Raw genomic sequence first — 17980 nt, 5'->3', positions numbered from 1 at the left:
CGGAGTGAATTACTTCGGCTGCGTCCGCAATGACGTTTATAATTCTGAAATCTGAATTCCGAAATCCGAATTATATCTATATTTCCCACATCTTAAAACAAAAGGTACCTACTATGGAAATGACATTTGCAATGATCAAGCCCAATGCGGTCAAGTCTGGCCTCATCGGACGCATTATCGACCGTTACATCGCTGCAGGCCTCTCCGTCTGCGCCGTGAAGATGCACCAGATGACCTCTGCCGATGCTCGCGGTTTCTACGCCGAACACGTGGAAAAGCCGTTCTTCGGCGAACTTGAAGCCTACATGACCAAGGGCCCGTCCGTGATGCTCGCCCTCGGCGGCGAAAATGCCATTGCCAAGGTTCGCGCCATCAACGGTGCCACCAATCCGGCTAAGGCGGAACCCGGTACCCTCCGCTACGATTTTGCCCCTTCCATGACCGAAAACGTCGTGCACAGCTCCGACAGTCCTGAATCCGCCAAGCGCGAACTGGACTTCTGGTTCAAGGAAGACGAACGCTACGCTTACGAAATGCCGAGCCTCAAGGCTTGCTGCGTCCTCTAAGCGATTTTAAACCGCGCCTACTGGTAGGCGCGGCCAGCCGCAAACTGGTTTTGCGGCGACCAAATTTTTTTAACCCCCCTCAAGGAGACACAACTCAATGCAATGGATCGTCAAGTATCTTACCTCCTCTATCGGTAAGAAGCAGATCATGGGATGCACTGGCGCGTTCCTCGCCCTGTTCATCTTCGGCCACATGTGTGGTAACTTCCAGCTTCTGAATTTCGATCAGGCCGCGGCTCAGGCATCTTACAATGCCTACACCGAATTCCTGACCGGATTCAACCCGCTCCACTTCCCGATCAAGATGATTTATCTCGTCGAACTGGTGCTGGTGGCTGCTTTCGCTCTTCACATCTTCCTTGCTATCAAGCTGAAGATCGAGAACAAGAAGGCTCGCGGTGGCATCGACTACGAAGTCAACGCTCGCAAGGGCAAGAAGACTTTCGCAACCTTCACCATGATCTGGTCCGGTCTCTTCATTCTCGGCTTCCTCGTGCAGCACCTCATGATGCTCAAGTTCGGTGAACACTACCTGTACCTGAACGACAAGGGCGAAATCGTCCGCGACATGTGGCTCACCACCATCGAAATGTTTGCTAACCCGGCTTGGGCTGCATTCTACGTGGTCAGCATGTTCGTGATCGGTATGCACCTGTTCCACGCTATTTCTTCGGCCTTCCAGACCATGGGCATTGCTCACCAGAAGTGGACCCCGATTATCGACATCGCTGGTATCGCTTACAGCATTATCGTTGCCCTCGGTTTCGGTATCACCGCCGTTGCAGCCTTCTACCTCGCTAACCAGCCGGGTACCCAGGCCCTCATCGAAAAGTCCCGCAGCCTCCAGCCGCAGTACGAACAGATGAAGAAGGACAAGGAAGCCGCCAAGACTTCTTTCGTGATTCCTTCTGTCGGCACCGTCGAAGTTTCTTTTAACGCTTAATTTTAAGGAGCCCACTAATGATTCTTGATTCTAAAATCCCCGGTGGTTCCATCGAAGAAAAGTGGACCAAGCACAAGTTCGAACTCAAGCTCGTGAACCCCGCCAACAAGCGTAAGTTCACCGTGATTGTGGTGGGTACTGGCCTTGCCGGTGCTTCTGCCGCCGCATCCCTCGCCGAACTTGGTTACAATGTCAAGTCTTTCTGCATCCAGGATAGCCCCCGCCGCGCACACTCCATTGCTGCCCAGGGTGGTATCAACGCTGCCAAGAACTACAAGAACGACGGCGACTCCGTTTACCGTCTGTTCTACGATACCGTGAAGGGCGGTGACTTCCGCGCTCGCGAAGCTAACGTGCACCGCTTGGCCGAAAACTCGAACCTCATCATCGACCAGTGCGTCGCCCAGGGTGTTCCGTTCGGTCGTGAATACGGTGGCCTCCTCGACAACCGTTCCTTCGGTGGTACGCAGGTTTCCCGTACGTTCTACGCCCGCGGTCAGACGGGTCAGCAGCTCTTGCTCGGTGCCTACCAGGCACTTATGCGCCAGGTTGCCGCCGGTAAGGTGAAGATGTTCCCCCGTCGCGAAATGATGGACCTCGTCGTGATCGACGGCAAGGCCCGCGGTATCATCGTCCGTAACCTCATCACTGGCGAACTCGAAAGCCACGTGGGTGACGCTGTCTGCCTTTGCACCGGCGGTTATGGTAACGTCTACTACCTTTCTACAAACGCCCAGGGTTCCAACGTGACGGCCGCTTTCCGTGCCTACAAGCGCGGCGCCCTGTTCGCTAACCCCTGCTACACGCAGATTCACCCGACTTGCATTCCTCGCCACGGCGACCTGCAGTCGAAGCTCACCTTGATGAGCGAATCTCTCCGTAACGACGGCCGTATTTGGGTTCCGCGCAAGGCTGGCGACACCCGTTCTCCGGACCAGATCCCCGAAGAAGATCGTTACTACTATCTCGAAGAAAAGTATCCGAGCTTCGGTAACCTCGTGCCCCGTGACGTGGCATCCCGTAACGCCAAGCAGGTTTGCGACGCAGGCCTCGGCGTGGGTAACACCAAGCAGGCCGTGTACCTCGACTTCGCCGACGCTATCCAGCGCATGGGCGTTGCCGGTGTCTCTGCCAAGTACGGCAACCTCTTCCAGATGTACGAAAAGATTACCGACGAAGACCCGTACAAGGTTCCGATGCGTATCTTCCCGGCCATCCACTATACCATGGGCGGCCTCTGGGTGGACTACGATCTGATGTCCACGATTCCGGGCTGCTTCGTTCTCGGTGAAGCCAACTTCTCCGACCACGGTGCAAACCGCCTCGGTGCTTCTGCTCTTATGCAGGGCCTCTCCGACGGTTACTTCGTCATTCCGTTCACCATCGGCGGTTACTTCGCGGGCACCAAGCTCGAGAAGGTCTCCGAATCCGATGCCGCGTTCGAAGACTGCAAGAAGCAGACCGAAGAACGCATCCACAAGCTCCTCTCCATCAAGGGTCACCGCACTGTTAACGATATCCATCGTGAACTCGGTAACATCATGTGGGAATACGTGGGCATGGCTCGTAACGAAGCCGGCCTCAAGACCGCCCTCGAGAAGATTCCGGCCCTCCGTGCCGAATTCTGGGAAAACGTCAACGTGCTCGGTTCCGAAGGTTCCTTCAACCAGAACCTCGAACGCGCCGGCCGCGTGGCTGACTTCCTCGAGTTCGCCGAAGTCCTCACTCTCGACGCCCTGCACCGCAAGGAATCTTGCGGCGGCCACTTCCGCGAAGAAAGCCAGACTCCGGAAGGCGAAGCCAAGCGCGACGACGAAAACTTCTGCTACGTGGGTGCCTGGGAGTACAAGGGCGACGGTGTCGCACCGGAACTTTCCAAGGAACCTCTTACCTTTGATAACGTCCACCTCGCTACTAGGAGCTACAAATAATGAGCGGACTGAATTTGACTTTGAAGATTTGGCGTCAGAAGGATGCCAAGACCAAGGGACAGTTCGAAACTGTCAAGATCAACGATGTTTCTCCGGACATGTCCTTCCTGGAAATGCTCGACATCGTGAACGAAGAACAGATGAAGCAGGGCAAGGAAGGCTTCGCTTTCGACCACGACTGCCGCGAAGGTATCTGTGGTATGTGCTCTCTCGTCATCAACGGTATGCCGCACGGTCCTGACCATGCAACGACTACCTGCCAGCTTCACATGCGCAAGTTCAAGGATGGCGACACCATCGTGATCGAACCGTGGCGCGCCGCCGCATTCCCGGTTATCCGTGACTGCGCTGTTGACCGTACCGCTTTCGACCGCATCATCGCTGCCGGTGGCTTCGTTTCTGTGAATACCGGTGCCGCTCCTGAAGCTTCCACCATTCCGGTTCCCAAGGCTGATGCCGACCGCGCCTTTGACGCTGCCGCCTGTATCGGTTGCGGTGCCTGCGTGGCTGCCTGTAAGAACGCGTCCGCTATGTTGTTCGTATCTGCGAAGGTCTCTCACCTCAGCTTCCTGCCGCAGGGCAAGGTCGAGGCGAAGAAGCGCGTCTTGGCCATGGTCGCCCAGATGGACAAGGAAGGCTTCGGCAACTGCACGAACCTTTACGAATGCCAGGCCGCATGCCCGAAGGGTATCACCGTGGATTACATCGCCAAGATGAACCGCGAATACCTCGGTGCAACAGTCACGTATGCCGAAAAGGTGTACGGAAAGGACTAAGAGGTGTGAGGTCGGTCGCTTCGCTCCCTTTGAGGTGTGGGGCTTCAGGCCTTTGAGCATGTCATCCTGGAGGGGCGTAGCCCCGATAGGATCCAAAGCATTAAAAAGGGACCGCAGCGATGCGGCCCTTTTTGCTTAATACAGGGCTCTTTTCCATATGGGCAACTTGCATTTCTTCTGAGGAAAATATATATTGATTGTAGGTTTTAACACAAAGGTATAATATGCTAGCGGAGCAAGCGACAAAAGGAATTTATCTGGATGTCCCTGAAAAGGACTGGACTCTGTTTAGTGAACTTATCCGAAAGTTTGGATGGCGGACAAGAACCAAAGAGCAGATGCTCGAACGCTTTATCGCCACTCGCCCTAAGGAACCTCTCCTTAGCGAAGAGGAAATTATGGCGGAAGTAAGCGCTGTCCGATACGCAAAATGAAGGTAGTCCTAGACTGCAATATCTGGATTTCGTTCCTGATTGGGCATCAGATTGCTTTTGTTCGTCAATTGTTGAATGACGAACGGTTTCAAGTGTATGCTTGTGAGCGGTTGCTTGAAGAAATTCAGGATGTTTGTAGCCGTGAAAAAATAAAGAAGTATATCCGAATGGATGATGTCGCTGATTTGCTTGGCATCATCTATGACTATTGTCAATTTGCTATTATCGGAGAGAATACGCAAACCCCAATTCGTGACCCCAAGGACCTTTACCTGCTCACTCTTGCAGAAGCAATCGATGCGGCGTATATTGTATCTGGGGATAAGGATTTGCTAGAACTTCAGCATCATAAACAGACAAAAATTATCAAGTTAGCGGACTTCCGCAATATGATGCAATAAGAAAGGTTGAATCATACAGGCGTTAAATAAAAGGGCTGCTTGATTATCCGTATTCATTGAAATGCGGCCCTTTTTCTATATTTCTCTTGTAAATCAAAAAGAGGACTTCAAGATGAAAAAACTTTTAGCGATGTTTGCGGCGGTTGCGTGTGCCGCGGTTCTTTCTGCCTGTAACGACCAGAAGGCGGAATCCAAGGCTCAAGCCGATGAATCCCTGAACAAGGTGAAGGCGGCGGGCGAGTTTGTGCTCGGTCTCGACGATTCCTTCCCGCCGATGGGTTTCCGCGACAAGGACAACAACATCGTGGGTTTCGATATCGACCTCGCCACCGAAGTTTGTGCGCGCCTGGGCGTGAAACTCAAGACGCAGCCGATTTCTTGGGACGCGAAGGAACAGGAACTGAACACCGGCAAGATTGACTGCATCTGGAACGGCATGAGCGTGGACAGTGCCCGCGCGAAAGCGATGAACTTGAGCGACCCGTACCTCAAGAACCGCATGATTTTCACGGTGAAGGACAAGGCTCTTGCAAATCTCGCTGCCCTCGCCGGCAAGAAGATCGCCGTGCAGAACGGCTCTACTGCCCAGAAGCTCCTGGATGCCTCCGAGGCGGGCAAGGCCGCCAAGGAAATCGTCCCGTTTGATGACAACCAGACGGCGCTCATGGATTTGGACAAGGGCGGTGTCGACGCCGTGTTCCTGGACGAAATTGTGGCCAAGTACTGGATTGTGACGAACGCGAAGGACTACACGGTGCTCGAGGAAGGCCTCTCCGACGAAGTCTACGCCGTGGGTTTCCGCAAGAAGGACCAGGCCCTGCGAGATGCCGTGAATTCCACCCTGGCTGCCATGAAGGCCGACGGCAAGTTTGACGAAATCTCTGCCAAGTGGTTCGGCAAATAGGTGTGAGGTCGCTCCCTACGGGAGCTTTGAGGTATGAGCTCGGCGCAGTGCGCCTCTGAGGTTATTCATGTCGGAATTGTCAACGCTTTTGCCTATCCTTTGGGGCGGCTTCTGCACGACGCTCGCCATTTTCGGGCTTACGCTCCTGTTCTCGATTCCGCTGGGTCTGCTCATTGCGGTCCTCAAGATGAGCAAGTGGCGCGTGGTGCGTTACCCGGTGTCGTTCTACATCTCGGTGATGCGCGGCACCCCTTTGCTGCTCCAGATTGTGGCGATTTACTTTGGCTCCTACTACCTGAGCGAATATGCGGGCGTGGATTTTTCGTTTGACCGCTTCCCGGCGGTAATCGTGGCGTTTTCGATAAACTATGCGGCCTACTTTGCCGAAATTTTCCGCGGCGGCATCCAGTCCATACCCAAGGGGCAGTACGAGGCGGCCTACATGCTGGGCATGACCCGCACGCAGACGTTCTTCCGTATTATCCTCCCGCAGGTGGTCAAGCGCGTGGTACCCGCGAGCGCGAACGAAGTCATCACGCTGGTGAAGGATACTTCCCTTGCGCAGGTGATTGCGGTGACGGAACTTTTTGCGCTGGCCAAGAAACAGCAGGCCGCCTACGCGAGCATTTATCCGCTGTTCGTGGCGGGCGTATTCTACTATGTGGCGAACCTTTTGCTGAGTGTGCTTTTTGCCTACGTGGAACGCAAGCTCAATTACTATAAGTGAGGCGTGGAATGGAAAACGTGAATGAATCTGCGCCGATCCTCAAGGTAGAACACGTCAAGAAGTCCTTTGGCGACTTGCATGTGCTCAAGGATATCTCGTTTGACCTGAAGGCGGGCGAGGTGCTCTCGATTATTGGGCCTAGCGGCTCCGGCAAGAGTACGCTGTTGCGCTGCCTTACCCAGCTCGAAACGGTTGACGGCGGCTTTGTGCAGGTCAATGGCAAGGACATGGTGGTGCCGAATGATTCGGCGAAGGGACCTTTAGGCTCTGGTGCTCCGGTCAAGTACGCTCCGGTGAAAACGCTTCGCGAAATTCGCCTTTCTACGGGGCTCGTGTTCCAGAACTTCAATTTGTTCCCGCACCTGACGGTGCTGCAGAACCTTTGCCTCGCTCCGGTGCGCGTGTTGGGAGACGAACGCAAAGATGCCCGTGCGAAGGGTCAATTCTTGCTCAAACGCATGGGCCTTGAGGGTAAGGAAAAGGCTTACCCCTGCGAGCTCAGCGGTGGTCAGCAGCAGCGCGTGTCCATTGCCCGCGCCCTCGCGATGAACCCGAAGATTCTTTTCTTCGACGAGCCGACCTCTGCGCTGGACCCGGAACTGACCGGCGAAGTGCTCAAGATTATCAAGAAGCTTGCCGAAGACAAGATGACCATGGTCATCGTGACTCACGAGATGGCTTTTGCCCGCGATGTGGCCGACAAGGTCATCTTTATGGATGGCGGTGTCATCGTGGAGCAGGGAACTCCCGACCACGTGTTCCGCGAATCGGGCAACGAGCGCCTGGCTCAGTTCCTGAGCAGGTTTTCAAAGGCGTAATCTGGATGGACTTAAAGAGTGGCTCTTAAAAAAATGAAAATTTTTTTGAGTAACCCCTTGCCAAGGGAATTTTCGTTTGATATTTTTGGTGCCATGATGAATTTTGTGACATGTGCAACCCTTAACCGTCGTTGGTGGCGCGGACTCTGACATAGAGCCCGGTATTTGTCGCAAATCACCCAAGATTTTAAAGCAAAGGCTTCCGGACTCACGGAGGCCTTTCTCTTTTACCAAAATCATTGAAATCCTCCGGGACCTAAGCCTTTGCGAAACCCTAAACCAAGGAACGCAAAAGTTTAAACAGAATGGATATAGCCCTCGTTGCTCTTGAGATGTCAATTCATCAAACCTCAAAGCGAGCTTGCGAGCGACCTCATACCCCAAACCTTTTTAAAACCAGAGGATCAAAATGACAACGAACATAAGGCACATCACTGAAAGCCCTAACTTCGAACCCCGTACCGACAGTATCTACGTGGCACTGCCTGGTGAACGTTACACTCCGTTTTCGCTGGGCAAGAAGCTCGGTGCGAAGGCTATTTTCGAATCCGCAAGTTTCTCCCACGGTCGCAGCCGCTATTCGACCCTGATGGTAGACGAAGGCTTCCGTCTGCGCCAGAACGACAAGGACGTGAGCATCGTTGTCGACGGCAAGGAAAGCGTGTTCCTCAAGGAAGGCGAAGGGGACATTCTCGATGCCCTCACGCTGATTTCTGCCGAAAATACGGTGCCGCCTAACCAGATTCCTATTCCTTCTTCGGGTGTGGGCTACCTCGGTTACGAATTCTGCGCCCGCTGCGATACCATTCGCCTTGCCCCGCAGGTGGACGAACTTAACATCCCCGAAGCGGAATTTTTGGTGGGTCACATCTACATCGTGTTTGACCATTTTACCGAAAAGCTTCACTTGTTCGCCTTGAACTACGAGGAGCACCAGATTGACTTGAAGGTTGCCATCGAAAAGGTGAAGGCCCGCCTCGCTGACCTCGACTTCAGCTACCTCGCCCCGGAACAGCAGTATGGCAAGGGCATTACCATGACCGACCTGGAACAGTCCCGCAAGGAATACGTAGAAAAGGTCGAAGCCTTGCAGAAGCATATTGTCGCAGGCAACATCGTGCAGGCCGTACCGTCCCGCCGCATCCAGTTTGCAAGCGATATCGAAGCACTTGACATTTACCGCCGCCTCCGCACGGTAAACCCGTCTCCGTACATGTTCTTCCTCGATTACGGCACGCATCAGTTTATCGGGGCCTCGCCCGAAAGCCTCGTGCGCGTGCGCGAAGGCATTGCAACGATTCACCCGATTGCAGGTACCCGCCGCCGCGGCAAGGACGACGCGGAAGACGAAGCCCTGATGAAGAACCTGAAGGGCGACCCGAAGGAACGCGCCGAACACCTGATGCTCGTGGACCTAGCCCGTAACGACCTCGGCCGCGTCTGCGAAGCCGGTACAGTGGAAACGACCAAGTACATGGAATGCGAAAAGTTCAGCCACGTGATTCACCTGGTCTCTGACGTGCAGGGCCGTGTGGCAAAGAACAAGAAGGCCATCGAAGTGCTGCGCTCTAGCTTCCCGGCTGGTACGGTGAGCGGTGCTCCGAAAATCAGTGCGATTGAAATTCTCTCCGGCCTCGAAAAAGTCAAGCGTCGTTTCTATGCGGGTGCGGTAGGCTATATGGAATCTGACGGTGATTTGGATTTCTGTATCGCTATCCGTTGCTGCCTCAAGCAGGGCAAGACCATCAGCCTGCAGGCCGGTGGTGGCATTGTCGCGGCCTCGAATGCTGACCGCGAATTTGAAGAAACGAATGAAAAGCTCGGAGCAATCAGAGCTGTGCTGGAGGGGGAGAACTAGGTCGGACCTGCGGCCCTCTGAGGTTTGAGCGCGCTTCGCTCTGAGCTATGAGCGTTATAGTTAGGAGGCAAAGCTGCGATTATAAAGACCTCAAAGCGAGCAACGCGAGCGACCCCATACCTCACACCTCACTCTCCACATATTGAACAAAGGATTTTCACTATGATCATCATCATCGACAACTACGATTCCTTTACTTACAACGTCTATCAGGCGTTGGCAAAAATCACTAACGAAGAAATCCGCGTGCTCCGTAGCCGCGAATGCACCATTGCAGACATCGAAAAACTGAATCCGAGCCGTCTCATTGTGAGCCCGGGTCCGGGTCGCCCCGAAGATGCTGGCGTCTCTGTCGAAGCCATCAAGCACTTTGCTGGCAAGCTCCCGATTCTCGGCGTGTGCCTCGGTCACCAGGCCATCGGTTACGCCTTTGGTGCAAAGATTGTGCAGGCCAAGTTTATCAAGCACGGCATCGCCGAAGAAATCGACCTCGACGGCAAGGGCCTCTTCCGCACCATCGGCAAGAAGAACATCTTCACGCGTTACCACAGCTTGGTCATCAACGAATCGACGCTCTCTTCTGACTTCGAAGTGACCGCCCGCGCTACCGACGGCGACATCATGGGCATTCGCCACAAGACGCTCCCGATTGAAGGCGTGCAGTTCCACCCGGAATCTATCGCCAGCGGCCGCGCCGACGAATTCTTCAAGGCGTTCCTCAACTACCGTCGCGAACCGCTTGACGTGCGCGGAATCTTGAACACGCTTACCGAAGGTAAGGACTTGAGCCGCGAAACCGCCGAAATGTTCATGGAAGACTTGACCGACGGCATCATGGACGAACGCCAGATGGCTGCAATCCTTACCGCACTTTCCAGCAAGGGCCCTGTTGCCGACGAAATCGCCGGATGCGCGAAGGTACTCAGCAGCAAGAAGCGCAAGTTCCCCTACAGCGGCGACGAACTCACCGATATTGTGGGTACCGGTGGCGACGGCAAGGGCAGCTTTAACGTGAGTTCGCTTTCCGGCCTGATTGCCGCCAGCTGTGGCGCAAAAATTGCAAAGCATGGCAACCGTGCGGTTTCCAGCAAGTCCGGTGCTGCCGACTTCTACACGGCTGCAGGCTTCAAGCTCGACATGGTTCCCGAAAAGGCTGCCTCCGTCATCGACAAGACGAATTTCGTGTTCCTGATGGCGCCTGTTTACCACAGTGCCATGCGCTTTGCGGGCCCGGTTCGCGGCGTTCTCGGCGTGAAGACCATCATGAACCTGCTCGGCCCCCTCACGAACCCGGCCGAAGCCAAGTACCTGATGCTCGGCGTCTATAGCACGACCGTGCTGGAACCGTTCACCAAGGCGGCAAAGGCCCTCGGCGCGAAGCGCGTGATGGTCGCCATCAGTGACGACGGCTACGACGAAATTTCACCCTGCGTGCCGACGACCATCGCCGAAATTTTGGAAGATGGCGAGTACAAGATTTACCGCATCGACCCCAAGGACTTCGGCATCCCCTCCGTGGATCCCGAAGACCTCGCCGGCGGTACGGGTGTCGACAACTTCAACCTCGCTCTCGACGTGCTGAACGGCAAGGGCCGCCCGGGCATCAAGTATGCCTGCGCCCTGAACGCCGGTGCCGCCCTTTACATCAGCAAGAAGGCAGCCAGCCTCAAGGAAGGCTTCGACAAGGCCATGAAGGCGATGGAAGACGGCTCGGTCCTGAAAAAGATTGAAGAAGTCAAGGCTGCAACGAATTCGTAAAGGAGATGCCCTGTCATCCTGGAGGCCGCAGGCCGATAGGATCCACCGGTCATGACAATGGCAAAAAAATGAGTGAAGATATTCTTGCAAAAATCGTGCGCATGCGCAAGGCCGATATCGAGCGGCTGGGTCTGAATTTCGGTATCGAAATTCCGGAAAAGCGTCGCGTAGGTCATACAGAATTCCTCGGGAACGCCGGTGCGATTCTCGAAGTCAAGCGAGCATCGCCATCCAAAGGCGACATCGCTCCGGACTTGGATCCGGTGGCGCTTGCGACGACTTATGCCGAAGCGCATGCGCAGGCGGTGTCGGTGCTTACCGAAGGCAATTTCTTTAAGGGAACGCTCCGCGACTTGATTGCGGTGGCCGACCTGATGGAACTCCGTCGTAAGCAGGGGTTGCATACCTGCGCCGTACTCCGCAAGGATTTCTTGCTCTATGAAGACGAAATCGATGTCGCATTCCGTTGCGGCGCCGACGCGGTGCTCCTCATTGCCCGTATTCTGGATGACGAACAGCTTGTACGCATGGCGAAGCGTGCTGCATCGTTTGATATGCAGGCTTTTGTCGAAGTTCGTGAAAAAGACGACTTCCGCAAGCTTTCGGTTGTCACGAGCGCGCTCGGGGCCGATGCCGCAAAAACGATTGTCGCAGGCGTGAACTCCCGCGACCTGGCTACGTTCCACACCGACCCGCTGATTCCCGCGTCGGTGCGTAGCAAGCTTCCTGCGAAGGCTGTGTTTGAGTCGGGTATCCACACGCCGGCCGACGCCGACTATGCGCGTAGCCTTGGCTTTACGGGAATTCTCGTGGGGGAGGCGGTTGCGAAAAATCCTGCGCTTGCAAAGGATGTTGTTTCTGCTTTTGAAAGCGGTCGCGAAAATGCTCGTGGCGGTTTCTGGAGAAAATTTGCAGCTCTTTGGCAGGCTCAGCGTACCAATCAAGGACCATTTAAGGTCGGTGTGGTTCGGCAAGCTCACCAACCTTTTGCAGAACCGTTGCACCGTAACCGTCCCCTCGTAAAGATCTGCGGCATCACCCGTGTCGAAGACGGAATGCTTGCGGCTGAACTCGGGGCGGACATGCTCGGTTTTGTTTTCAGTACGACGAAGCGCTTGACCACTGAAGAATTCGTGCGCAGTTTTAAGGAGAGATTGCTTCGCTCCGCTCGCAATGACAAATCAGAAACCCCGATTCTCGTGGGTGTCATTACCGACCCGAAATCCCCCGAAGGCAAGACCGCCATCAAGCTCGCCCGCGAAGGTGTGCTTGATGCGGTGCAGCTTCACGGAATCGAGCCGACAAAGAGCCTAGAGCTGGCGGATGATAAGGTCCCTGAGCTTGTCGAAGGGACAAATAAAATTGGAATTCCCTACTACTGCGCCGCCCGCATCGGTGAAGAATCGGATTTCGACAAGGTGACCGCCCTCCGCAAGAACGGCGAACCCCGCATCCTGCTGGATGCGAAAGTCGAAGGAATCCCAGGCGGCACGGGCAAGACCATTCCCGAAAACTTGCTCCGCGAAAAAGCGGGGGATATCCCTCTTTGGCTCGCTGGTGGCATCACCCCGACGAATGTCGCTGAACTCGTTGGCAAGTTTTCCCCCGAACTTATCGATGTGTCGAGCGGTGTCGAGGATGCTCCCGGAATAAAAAATAGCGAAAAGTTGAAAGCACTATTCGCTGCGTTGACTTCTCTTTAGTTGCGAACTTAAAAAAAAGAAACCGTCGATTTGATTGAATCGGCGGTTTTTGTTTTAGAAAACCTACAGAAAATTTACTACGGAATATCGTTGGGCATGATGCCGTACTTGCGGACGGCTTCGATGTCGATGAGTTCTGCTTCGCCGGATTCAAAGTTTCCGGCTTCTTTCTGTGCGTTGAATTTGTCTATGCCGGACTTGTTTGCGTAAGAGAACGTTGATTCGCCGCCAATCAATGTGGTTTCGACAAAATCCAACGTATTGCTGTTTTTGTCGGTGCGCCACCCAACAAAAGCGTGTTCAGGAATGTGAACGATGAAAACCTGCATTCCTAATGCTTCCAAGACGGAGGCGAACAGGGCGGCTGTCTCGATGCACAGACCGTCGCGGCTGCGGAGAACTTCAATGGGGTAGTTTATTTTTTGTCCGGTACTTCCTGCACCATTGTTCTGGAGATAGGTGATTTTTCTTGCTTGCAGGACTTCGTAGACAGCCTTGACAACGCGCTTGGAACTTTCGGTGATGGTTTCGTCGTCGCTGTATTTTTGGTAAATCTTTACGGATCCTTCGGGGAGTTTCTTCTTCAGGTCATTCAGAATATTCGGGATGGAATCCATGTTGGGGGTGACCCAAACTCCATACCACCAGTTCTTATTTTGAACGCCTTTAAGTTCCCATCCGTTAATTTGTACAGGGTGAAGCGTGGTCGGCTCGGATGCGGAGTAGAACAGAATTTCGTGGTCGTTCTCCAGGGCGTAAGCCTGAATTTGGATATTGGCCTGTTGAGGGGCGGTCAGTGTGACAGCCTTGCTCATGTCAAATGTTAGTGCGGGGGCGAAAATGTTCGCGGTATCGGGATTTACGAATCCGGTGACGCTTCCCGTATCGGTCCAGTCGGTGATCCAGGCCTTGACCATGATCTTTTTCCAGTTGCAGGGAACGGATTTGTCCGACCTTGCGGCGCACTGGTTTCTGACTTTTATGGAGATGGGGACGGGGTGTGGTTCGCCCTTGTCTCCGACGAATCCATTATACATCAGGGGATATTGGTTGGCGAAAGCTAAATAGATGTCGTCCTTGGATGTCCAGGAGAAAGCATCAAGCTGCCTGGTGACGGTTTGGCTGTAAATGTCATAATAGACGGAATCGTAAAGAGCTGCATAGAGCGAATCGTAATTAGCCTGATTGAGGCTGTCTAGCAGGGATTGCCGTGTTGAATCCATCCAGGCGGTGCCGTAGGCGTTGTCGAAAAGAATCTTGTATACGGTGTCTACGTAGGGTTCTGCGTAGAGGGAGTCCCAGAGTGTTCCGGTTGCGTCTTCGCGGATGGAGGTGAGGGTGTCGCGGAGGTTGTCCGAAATCTCGTTGCGGATAGCCGTTGCCAGGGAGTCAATGTTCACCGGATCTGCGTCGCGACCGTCGGCTCCATTTTCACCAGAGCAAGCGGTTAGTGAAATTCCGAGGAGGAAAAGACCTCCCATGACAAAATTGGATGCGTGTTTGATCATATAAACTCTCTAGGATTAAATGTAAATATAAATTCAAAAGGCTTCTTGTTAATTCAGAAGCCCTTGAAATAAGGTTTGTTTTAGTATCGGATCTTTTCCCATTTGAATACGGGGTAGTCGTCATTTACTTCGTCATCATCGGTAGTCCAGATGTTGCTGAACGAAAGTCCGTTCAAGGTGCTCACGAATTCTTCGCTTGACAAGAAATATTCCGTTTTTTCAGCAGCGCCGTTGGCAACGATTTCGCGGTCATCTTGGTCGATGTAGAAACAGTCCTTAGAGCTGTTTGCCGTTGTAGAAATGCCTGCCGTAGTACCCTTGTTCGGTGCAATGAGGAATCCCACATTGTAAGAGACGATAACTGATGTAGACGCATTGGCGTTGTAGCCGGCGATACCCGAGGCGCGGTCTTCCGAGGAAACGACCATACCTGAATTATAGGAATAGTAGAGCCATCCGTTATTTTTGTAACCGACAATGCCGCCGGCATACTTGGTGCCCTTCACGTAGGACTTTCTATTGAATACTTGTTGGACTTCCGAGTAGTTCATTCTGCCGACAATGCCACCGACCTGTTCGCCACCGACAATGTAAGAGTTTTCGATTCCAAGGAACATGACATGTCCGCTGTCGCTGGTGCTCGTGCCGCCGAGGGTGCCGATGAAGCCTGCGCGTTCGAAGGCGGGTTTGTTGACATAGATGCCCGAAATGGTATAGCCGTTGCCGTCAAAAATTCCCTTAAATATAACGTTGTTTGTACCGCCGCCAATGGGAGTCCATTCGTTAAGCTTGCTTTGCGAAATCAGGAGGTTGCCTTTTTCGTCGACCATGTTGTCGGGATTGAGGCGGATGTGCTTCATCAACTTTGCGTTGAGTTTTTCTTCACCCTTGTTGGTCACCTGATCGGCGAAGTAGGCGAGTTCTTCGGCGGTGTAGATGAGCATGTAGGTCTTGCCGTCGATATAATCGGTCGAAGGCTTAACCATTTTGCCGTTCCATACATCAGAAACATTTGTGAATGTGCTGACACTACTGGAGGATTTGGTAGAACTACTGGATTTGATGGAACTGCTGGATTCCGTTTCATCCCAGCAATAGAATACATCGCAGATATCGCTGCTACTCGAGGAAACTGTAATGCTGCTGGAGCTTTTAACTTTTTCTCCGACCCAGGTGTAGTCATAGCTTGTGTAACTGTAAGTACAGGTGTAGTAGTCGTTTTCATTAGAAACATAGATTCGTTCGTCCATATTTTCGTATGTGCAACTACCCAGCTCAAAGGTTGTTTTCACGCTTGTTTTTTTTGCGCTTGAACTGCTTATTGCGCTGAATTCAGGAATATGGGGTGAAGATGTGCTGCTCTCGTCGCTACTGCAGGCGGCGAGGAAAGGAAGAACTCCTAGGGTGAGGAGGCTTGCAATGCCCAAGATTTGGTTCGATTTCATGTCATCTCCGTTTTTGAAAAATTCTACTGCGGAGTTCGTCTTGTTCAAGGATGCAATCCAAACAAAAAAAAGTGTGGAATCGCAGGTGCCCTAAACAGCTGAGGTAACGACCAAGTAAACCTTATCGTCTAATAGGCACAAACGACCCACACCACGGGGTGCGAGTAATCGGCCTTATTCCTAGACGATGAAATTTTGGTCGTTTTCCAGCTGTCCGAATAAGAGCGAACTCTAAACTATGTCAATGTAAATATAATAAAACGAGCATCTATTTCCAAATTTTTTGAGAACTCGAAATCGATGATATGATTAGAATCACGGGGGATTGTGCCTGGTATTCGCTCCAAATGGTCGATTTTGGATTGTTTTGAGTAAATTGTAGAAGAATTTTTTACAAAAAATGATCGTTAACCTATTGACAGTCAATGAGTTATTATGTATATTAGGAGCATAAAGATGAAATGAGGCAATCCGCTTCGGCTCTCTACAGCGAAGTTCTCACGAATCGGGATTTAGGAATTGCCCTTTTCATCAAGTGTTTAGTGAAAGGCTCTCTGGAAAATGAGAGTCTTTCTTTTTTTTTGTTCATTTGTTTGTGTTATTACACTTTATGAAAAGTTGAAAAAATTCTTTATTTTTATTCGATTAACCCCTTGCCACACTAAAGAGACATTCCTAAATTAGCGCACATGAAGATGAATTCAGCAATCCGTTTCAACCGTTGGTGGTGGGGCTCTACTAAATAGAGTCCGTTTTGCTGATTTCATCAAGTGTTTGTAAAAGGCTTTCGGACTCCCGAAGGCCTTTAATTTTTTACCCTGAGAACTTTTAACCCCAACCCCTCCGCTCAAAATGACTCACGCAACTATAACCCCCACACCTCAAAGCGCCGTAGGCGCGACCTCACACCTCATAACCTCTGACAACGGTTTCTTTGACAAGTTCGGCGGCAAGTATGTTGCCGAAATCATCCGCCGCCCGCTCGACGACCTCGAAGCGGCATTCAACAAGTACATTCACGATCCGGAATTCCTCAAAGAGCTCCGCATTATTCAGCGCGACTACATTGGGCGCGAGACCCCGCTGTATTACGCTCCGACCGCAACGGAACTTCTGGGTGGTGCGCAGATTTACATCAAGCTGGAAGGCCTTGCCAATACGGGTGCGCACAAGATCAACAACGCCATCGGTCAGTGCCTTTTGGCGAAGAAGATGGGCAAGACTCGTATCATTGCCGAAACGGGTGCCGGTCAGCATGGCCTTGCGACGGCTGCCGCTTGCGCTAAGCTTGGCCTCGAATGTGTGGTGTACATGGGTGAGGTGGACGTGCGCCGTCAGCAGCCGAACGTGGCGACCATGGAAATGTACGGTGCCAAGGTCGTGCCGGTCACGAGCGGTGCCCGCACCCTTAAGGATGCCGTGAACGAAGCCATGCGCGACTGGGCCACGAATTTCAAGAACACCCATTATGTACTAGGTTCCGCTCTTGGTCCGGCTCCGTTCCCGGATATCGTTCGTACCTTCCAGTCGATTATCGGTGAAGAAGTCAAGCGCCAGGCTGCCGAGCGCAACATCGACATTGCGGCCGTTGTCGCTTGCGTGGGAGGCGGTAGCAATTCCATCGGCGTTTTCACTCCGTTCATCAACGATGCGAACGTGCGCCTGATCGGTGCCGAAGCCGGTGGTGTTGGCCCGAACAAGGGAGAAAACGCTGCCCGCATGACGGGTAACGCAAGTCGCGAAGGCATTCTGCAGGGTTACAAGAGCCGCTTCCTGATTGATGAAGACGGTCAGTCGCTGCCGACTCGTTCCATCTCGGCGGGGCTTGACTACATGGGCATTGGCCCGCAGCTTGCCGCCCTCGGCGAATCGGGCCGCGTGGAATTCACGGCGATTCTCGACAAGGAGGCTCTCGAAGCGGTCAAGTTCTTTGCCCGTAACGAAGGCATCCTCTTCGCGCTCGAAAGTGCGCATGCAGGGGCTGCCGCTATGAAGATTGCGAAGGAACTTCCGAAGGACAAGGCGCTCGTCATCAACATGAGTGGCCGCGGCGACAAGGACATCTTTATCACGAGCCCCGTGTTCCGCCCCGAAAAGTGGAAGGAATTCCTGAAGGCCGAACTCAAGCGCCTCGAAAATAACGAAGACATCCACGACGCGGAGATAATGAATAAGTAAACAGTGATTAGTAAACAGTGGTTAGTATAC

At 53.1% G+C, this 17980-nt stretch carries 14 protein-coding genes; 12 read left to right on the top strand and 2 right to left on the bottom strand.

Annotated features, from left to right (window positions below):
• Window positions 1-113 precede the first annotated feature (113 nt).
• The 11 genes from ndk to BUA93_RS08795 all read left to right on the top strand — a co-directional run bounded on the left by ndk (window position 114) and on the right by BUA93_RS08795 (window position 12819).
• Window positions 114-566, top strand: a complete 453-nt coding sequence (gene ndk / locus BUA93_RS08850; protein ID WP_072978801.1) for a nucleoside-diphosphate kinase — start codon at window positions 114-116, stop codon at window positions 564-566.
• 97 nt (window positions 567-663) lie between these two features.
• A complete protein-coding gene (locus BUA93_RS08845; RefSeq protein ID WP_072978800.1) occupies window positions 664-1509 on the top strand; it encodes a succinate dehydrogenase cytochrome b subunit in 846 nt (281 codons plus the stop codon).
• A 17-nt stretch (window positions 1510-1526) separates the two neighbouring features.
• Complete coding sequence (locus tag BUA93_RS08840; RefSeq protein WP_072978799.1) at window positions 1527-3440, top strand: fumarate reductase/succinate dehydrogenase flavoprotein subunit; 1914 nt, start codon at window positions 1527-1529, stop codon at window positions 3438-3440.
• Window positions 3440-4216, top strand: coding sequence for a succinate dehydrogenase/fumarate reductase iron-sulfur subunit (locus tag BUA93_RS08835; RefSeq protein WP_072811006.1), 777 nt, complete (start codon window positions 3440-3442; stop codon window positions 4214-4216). Before BUA93_RS08840 ends, BUA93_RS08835 begins: the two co-directional genes overlap by 1 nt.
• Window positions 4217-4646: 430 nt before the next feature.
• On the top strand, window positions 4647-5051 hold the full coding sequence (locus BUA93_RS08825; RefSeq protein WP_072978797.1) for a putative toxin-antitoxin system toxin component, PIN family: 405 nt from the start codon (window positions 4647-4649) through the stop codon (window positions 5049-5051).
• Between the two features lie 112 nt (window positions 5052-5163).
• Window positions 5164-5955 (top strand): amino acid ABC transporter substrate-binding protein, encoded by a 792-nt coding sequence (locus BUA93_RS08820; RefSeq protein WP_072978796.1) that lies wholly within the window; start codon window positions 5164-5166, stop codon window positions 5953-5955.
• 67 nt (window positions 5956-6022) lie between these two features.
• The gene (locus tag BUA93_RS08815; RefSeq protein ID WP_072978795.1) at window positions 6023-6682 is read left to right on the top strand and encodes an amino acid ABC transporter permease; all 660 of its coding nucleotides are present in this window, start codon (window positions 6023-6025) and stop codon (window positions 6680-6682) included.
• Window positions 6683-6690: 8 nt separating this feature from the next.
• Window positions 6691-7500 (top strand): amino acid ABC transporter ATP-binding protein, encoded by an 810-nt coding sequence (locus BUA93_RS08810; RefSeq protein WP_072978794.1) that lies wholly within the window; start codon window positions 6691-6693, stop codon window positions 7498-7500.
• 409 nt (window positions 7501-7909) lie between these two features.
• The gene (locus BUA93_RS08805) at window positions 7910-9358 is read left to right on the top strand and encodes an anthranilate synthase component I family protein (RefSeq protein WP_072978793.1); all 1449 of its coding nucleotides are present in this window, start codon (window positions 7910-7912) and stop codon (window positions 9356-9358) included.
• A 162-nt stretch (window positions 9359-9520) separates the two neighbouring features.
• Entirely contained in the window at window positions 9521-11116 is a 1596-nt protein-coding gene (locus BUA93_RS08800; RefSeq protein ID WP_072978792.1) for a bifunctional anthranilate synthase component II/anthranilate phosphoribosyltransferase, read from the top strand.
• Window positions 11117-11184: 68 nt separating this feature from the next.
• Window positions 11185-12819, top strand: coding sequence for a bifunctional indole-3-glycerol phosphate synthase/phosphoribosylanthranilate isomerase (locus tag BUA93_RS08795; protein ID WP_072978791.1), 1635 nt, complete (start codon window positions 11185-11187; stop codon window positions 12817-12819).
• 77 nt (window positions 12820-12896) lie between these two features.
• Here BUA93_RS08795 and BUA93_RS08790 read toward each other — a convergent pair whose 3' ends face one another.
• Complete coding sequence (locus tag BUA93_RS08790; RefSeq protein WP_139257912.1) at window positions 12897-14327, bottom strand: hypothetical protein; 1431 nt, start codon at window positions 14325-14327, stop codon at window positions 12897-12899.
• A gap of 80 nt (window positions 14328-14407) precedes the next feature.
• Window positions 14408-15772, bottom strand: coding sequence for a hypothetical protein (locus tag BUA93_RS08785; protein WP_139257911.1), 1365 nt, complete (start codon window positions 15770-15772; stop codon window positions 14408-14410).
• Window positions 15773-16624: 852 nt separating this feature from the next.
• Between BUA93_RS08785 and trpB the strand changes: the two genes are divergently transcribed.
• A complete protein-coding gene (trpB, locus tag BUA93_RS08775; protein WP_083597281.1) occupies window positions 16625-17950 on the top strand; it encodes a tryptophan synthase subunit beta in 1326 nt (441 codons plus the stop codon).
• Window positions 17951-17980 lie beyond the last annotated feature (30 nt).

The sequence above is a fragment of the Fibrobacter sp. UWH4 genome, from assembly GCF_900142475.1.
GTDB lineage: Bacteria > Fibrobacterota > Fibrobacteria > Fibrobacterales > Fibrobacteraceae > Fibrobacter.
The sequence above is the reverse complement of the archived record's forward strand: the minus strand, read 5'-3'. Positions and strand labels throughout refer to the sequence as shown.

Excerpts from the sequence above, each read along its gene's own strand:
- BUA93_RS08800 (WP_072978792.1), top strand. The coding sequence starts at position 9,521 with ATGATCATCATCATCGACAACTACGATTCCTTTACTTACAACGTCTAT.
- BUA93_RS08835 (WP_072811006.1), top strand. The coding sequence starts at position 3,440 with ATGAGCGGACTGAATTTGACTTTGAAGATTTGGCGTCAGAAGGATGCC.
- BUA93_RS08840 (WP_072978799.1), top strand. The coding sequence starts at position 1,527 with ATGATTCTTGATTCTAAAATCCCCGGTGGTTCCATCGAAGAAAAGTGG.
- BUA93_RS08845 (WP_072978800.1), top strand. The coding sequence starts at position 664 with ATGCAATGGATCGTCAAGTATCTTACCTCCTCTATCGGTAAGAAGCAG.
- BUA93_RS08785 (WP_139257911.1), bottom strand. The coding sequence starts at position 15,772 with ATGAAATCGAACCAAATCTTGGGCATTGCAAGCCTCCTCACCCTAGGA.
- BUA93_RS08805 (WP_072978793.1), top strand. The coding sequence starts at position 7,910 with ATGACAACGAACATAAGGCACATCACTGAAAGCCCTAACTTCGAACCC.
- trpB (WP_083597281.1), top strand. The coding sequence starts at position 16,625 with ATGACTCACGCAACTATAACCCCCACACCTCAAAGCGCCGTAGGCGCG.
- BUA93_RS08825 (WP_072978797.1), top strand. The coding sequence starts at position 4,647 with ATGAAGGTAGTCCTAGACTGCAATATCTGGATTTCGTTCCTGATTGGG.
- BUA93_RS08820 (WP_072978796.1), top strand. The coding sequence starts at position 5,164 with ATGAAAAAACTTTTAGCGATGTTTGCGGCGGTTGCGTGTGCCGCGGTT.
- BUA93_RS08810 (WP_072978794.1), top strand. The coding sequence starts at position 6,691 with ATGGAAAACGTGAATGAATCTGCGCCGATCCTCAAGGTAGAACACGTC.
- BUA93_RS08815 (WP_072978795.1), top strand. The coding sequence starts at position 6,023 with ATGTCGGAATTGTCAACGCTTTTGCCTATCCTTTGGGGCGGCTTCTGC.
- BUA93_RS08790 (WP_139257912.1), bottom strand. The coding sequence starts at position 14,327 with ATGATCAAACACGCATCCAATTTTGTCATGGGAGGTCTTTTCCTCCTC.
- ndk (WP_072978801.1), top strand. The coding sequence starts at position 114 with ATGGAAATGACATTTGCAATGATCAAGCCCAATGCGGTCAAGTCTGGC.
- BUA93_RS08795 (WP_072978791.1), top strand. The coding sequence starts at position 11,185 with ATGAGTGAAGATATTCTTGCAAAAATCGTGCGCATGCGCAAGGCCGAT.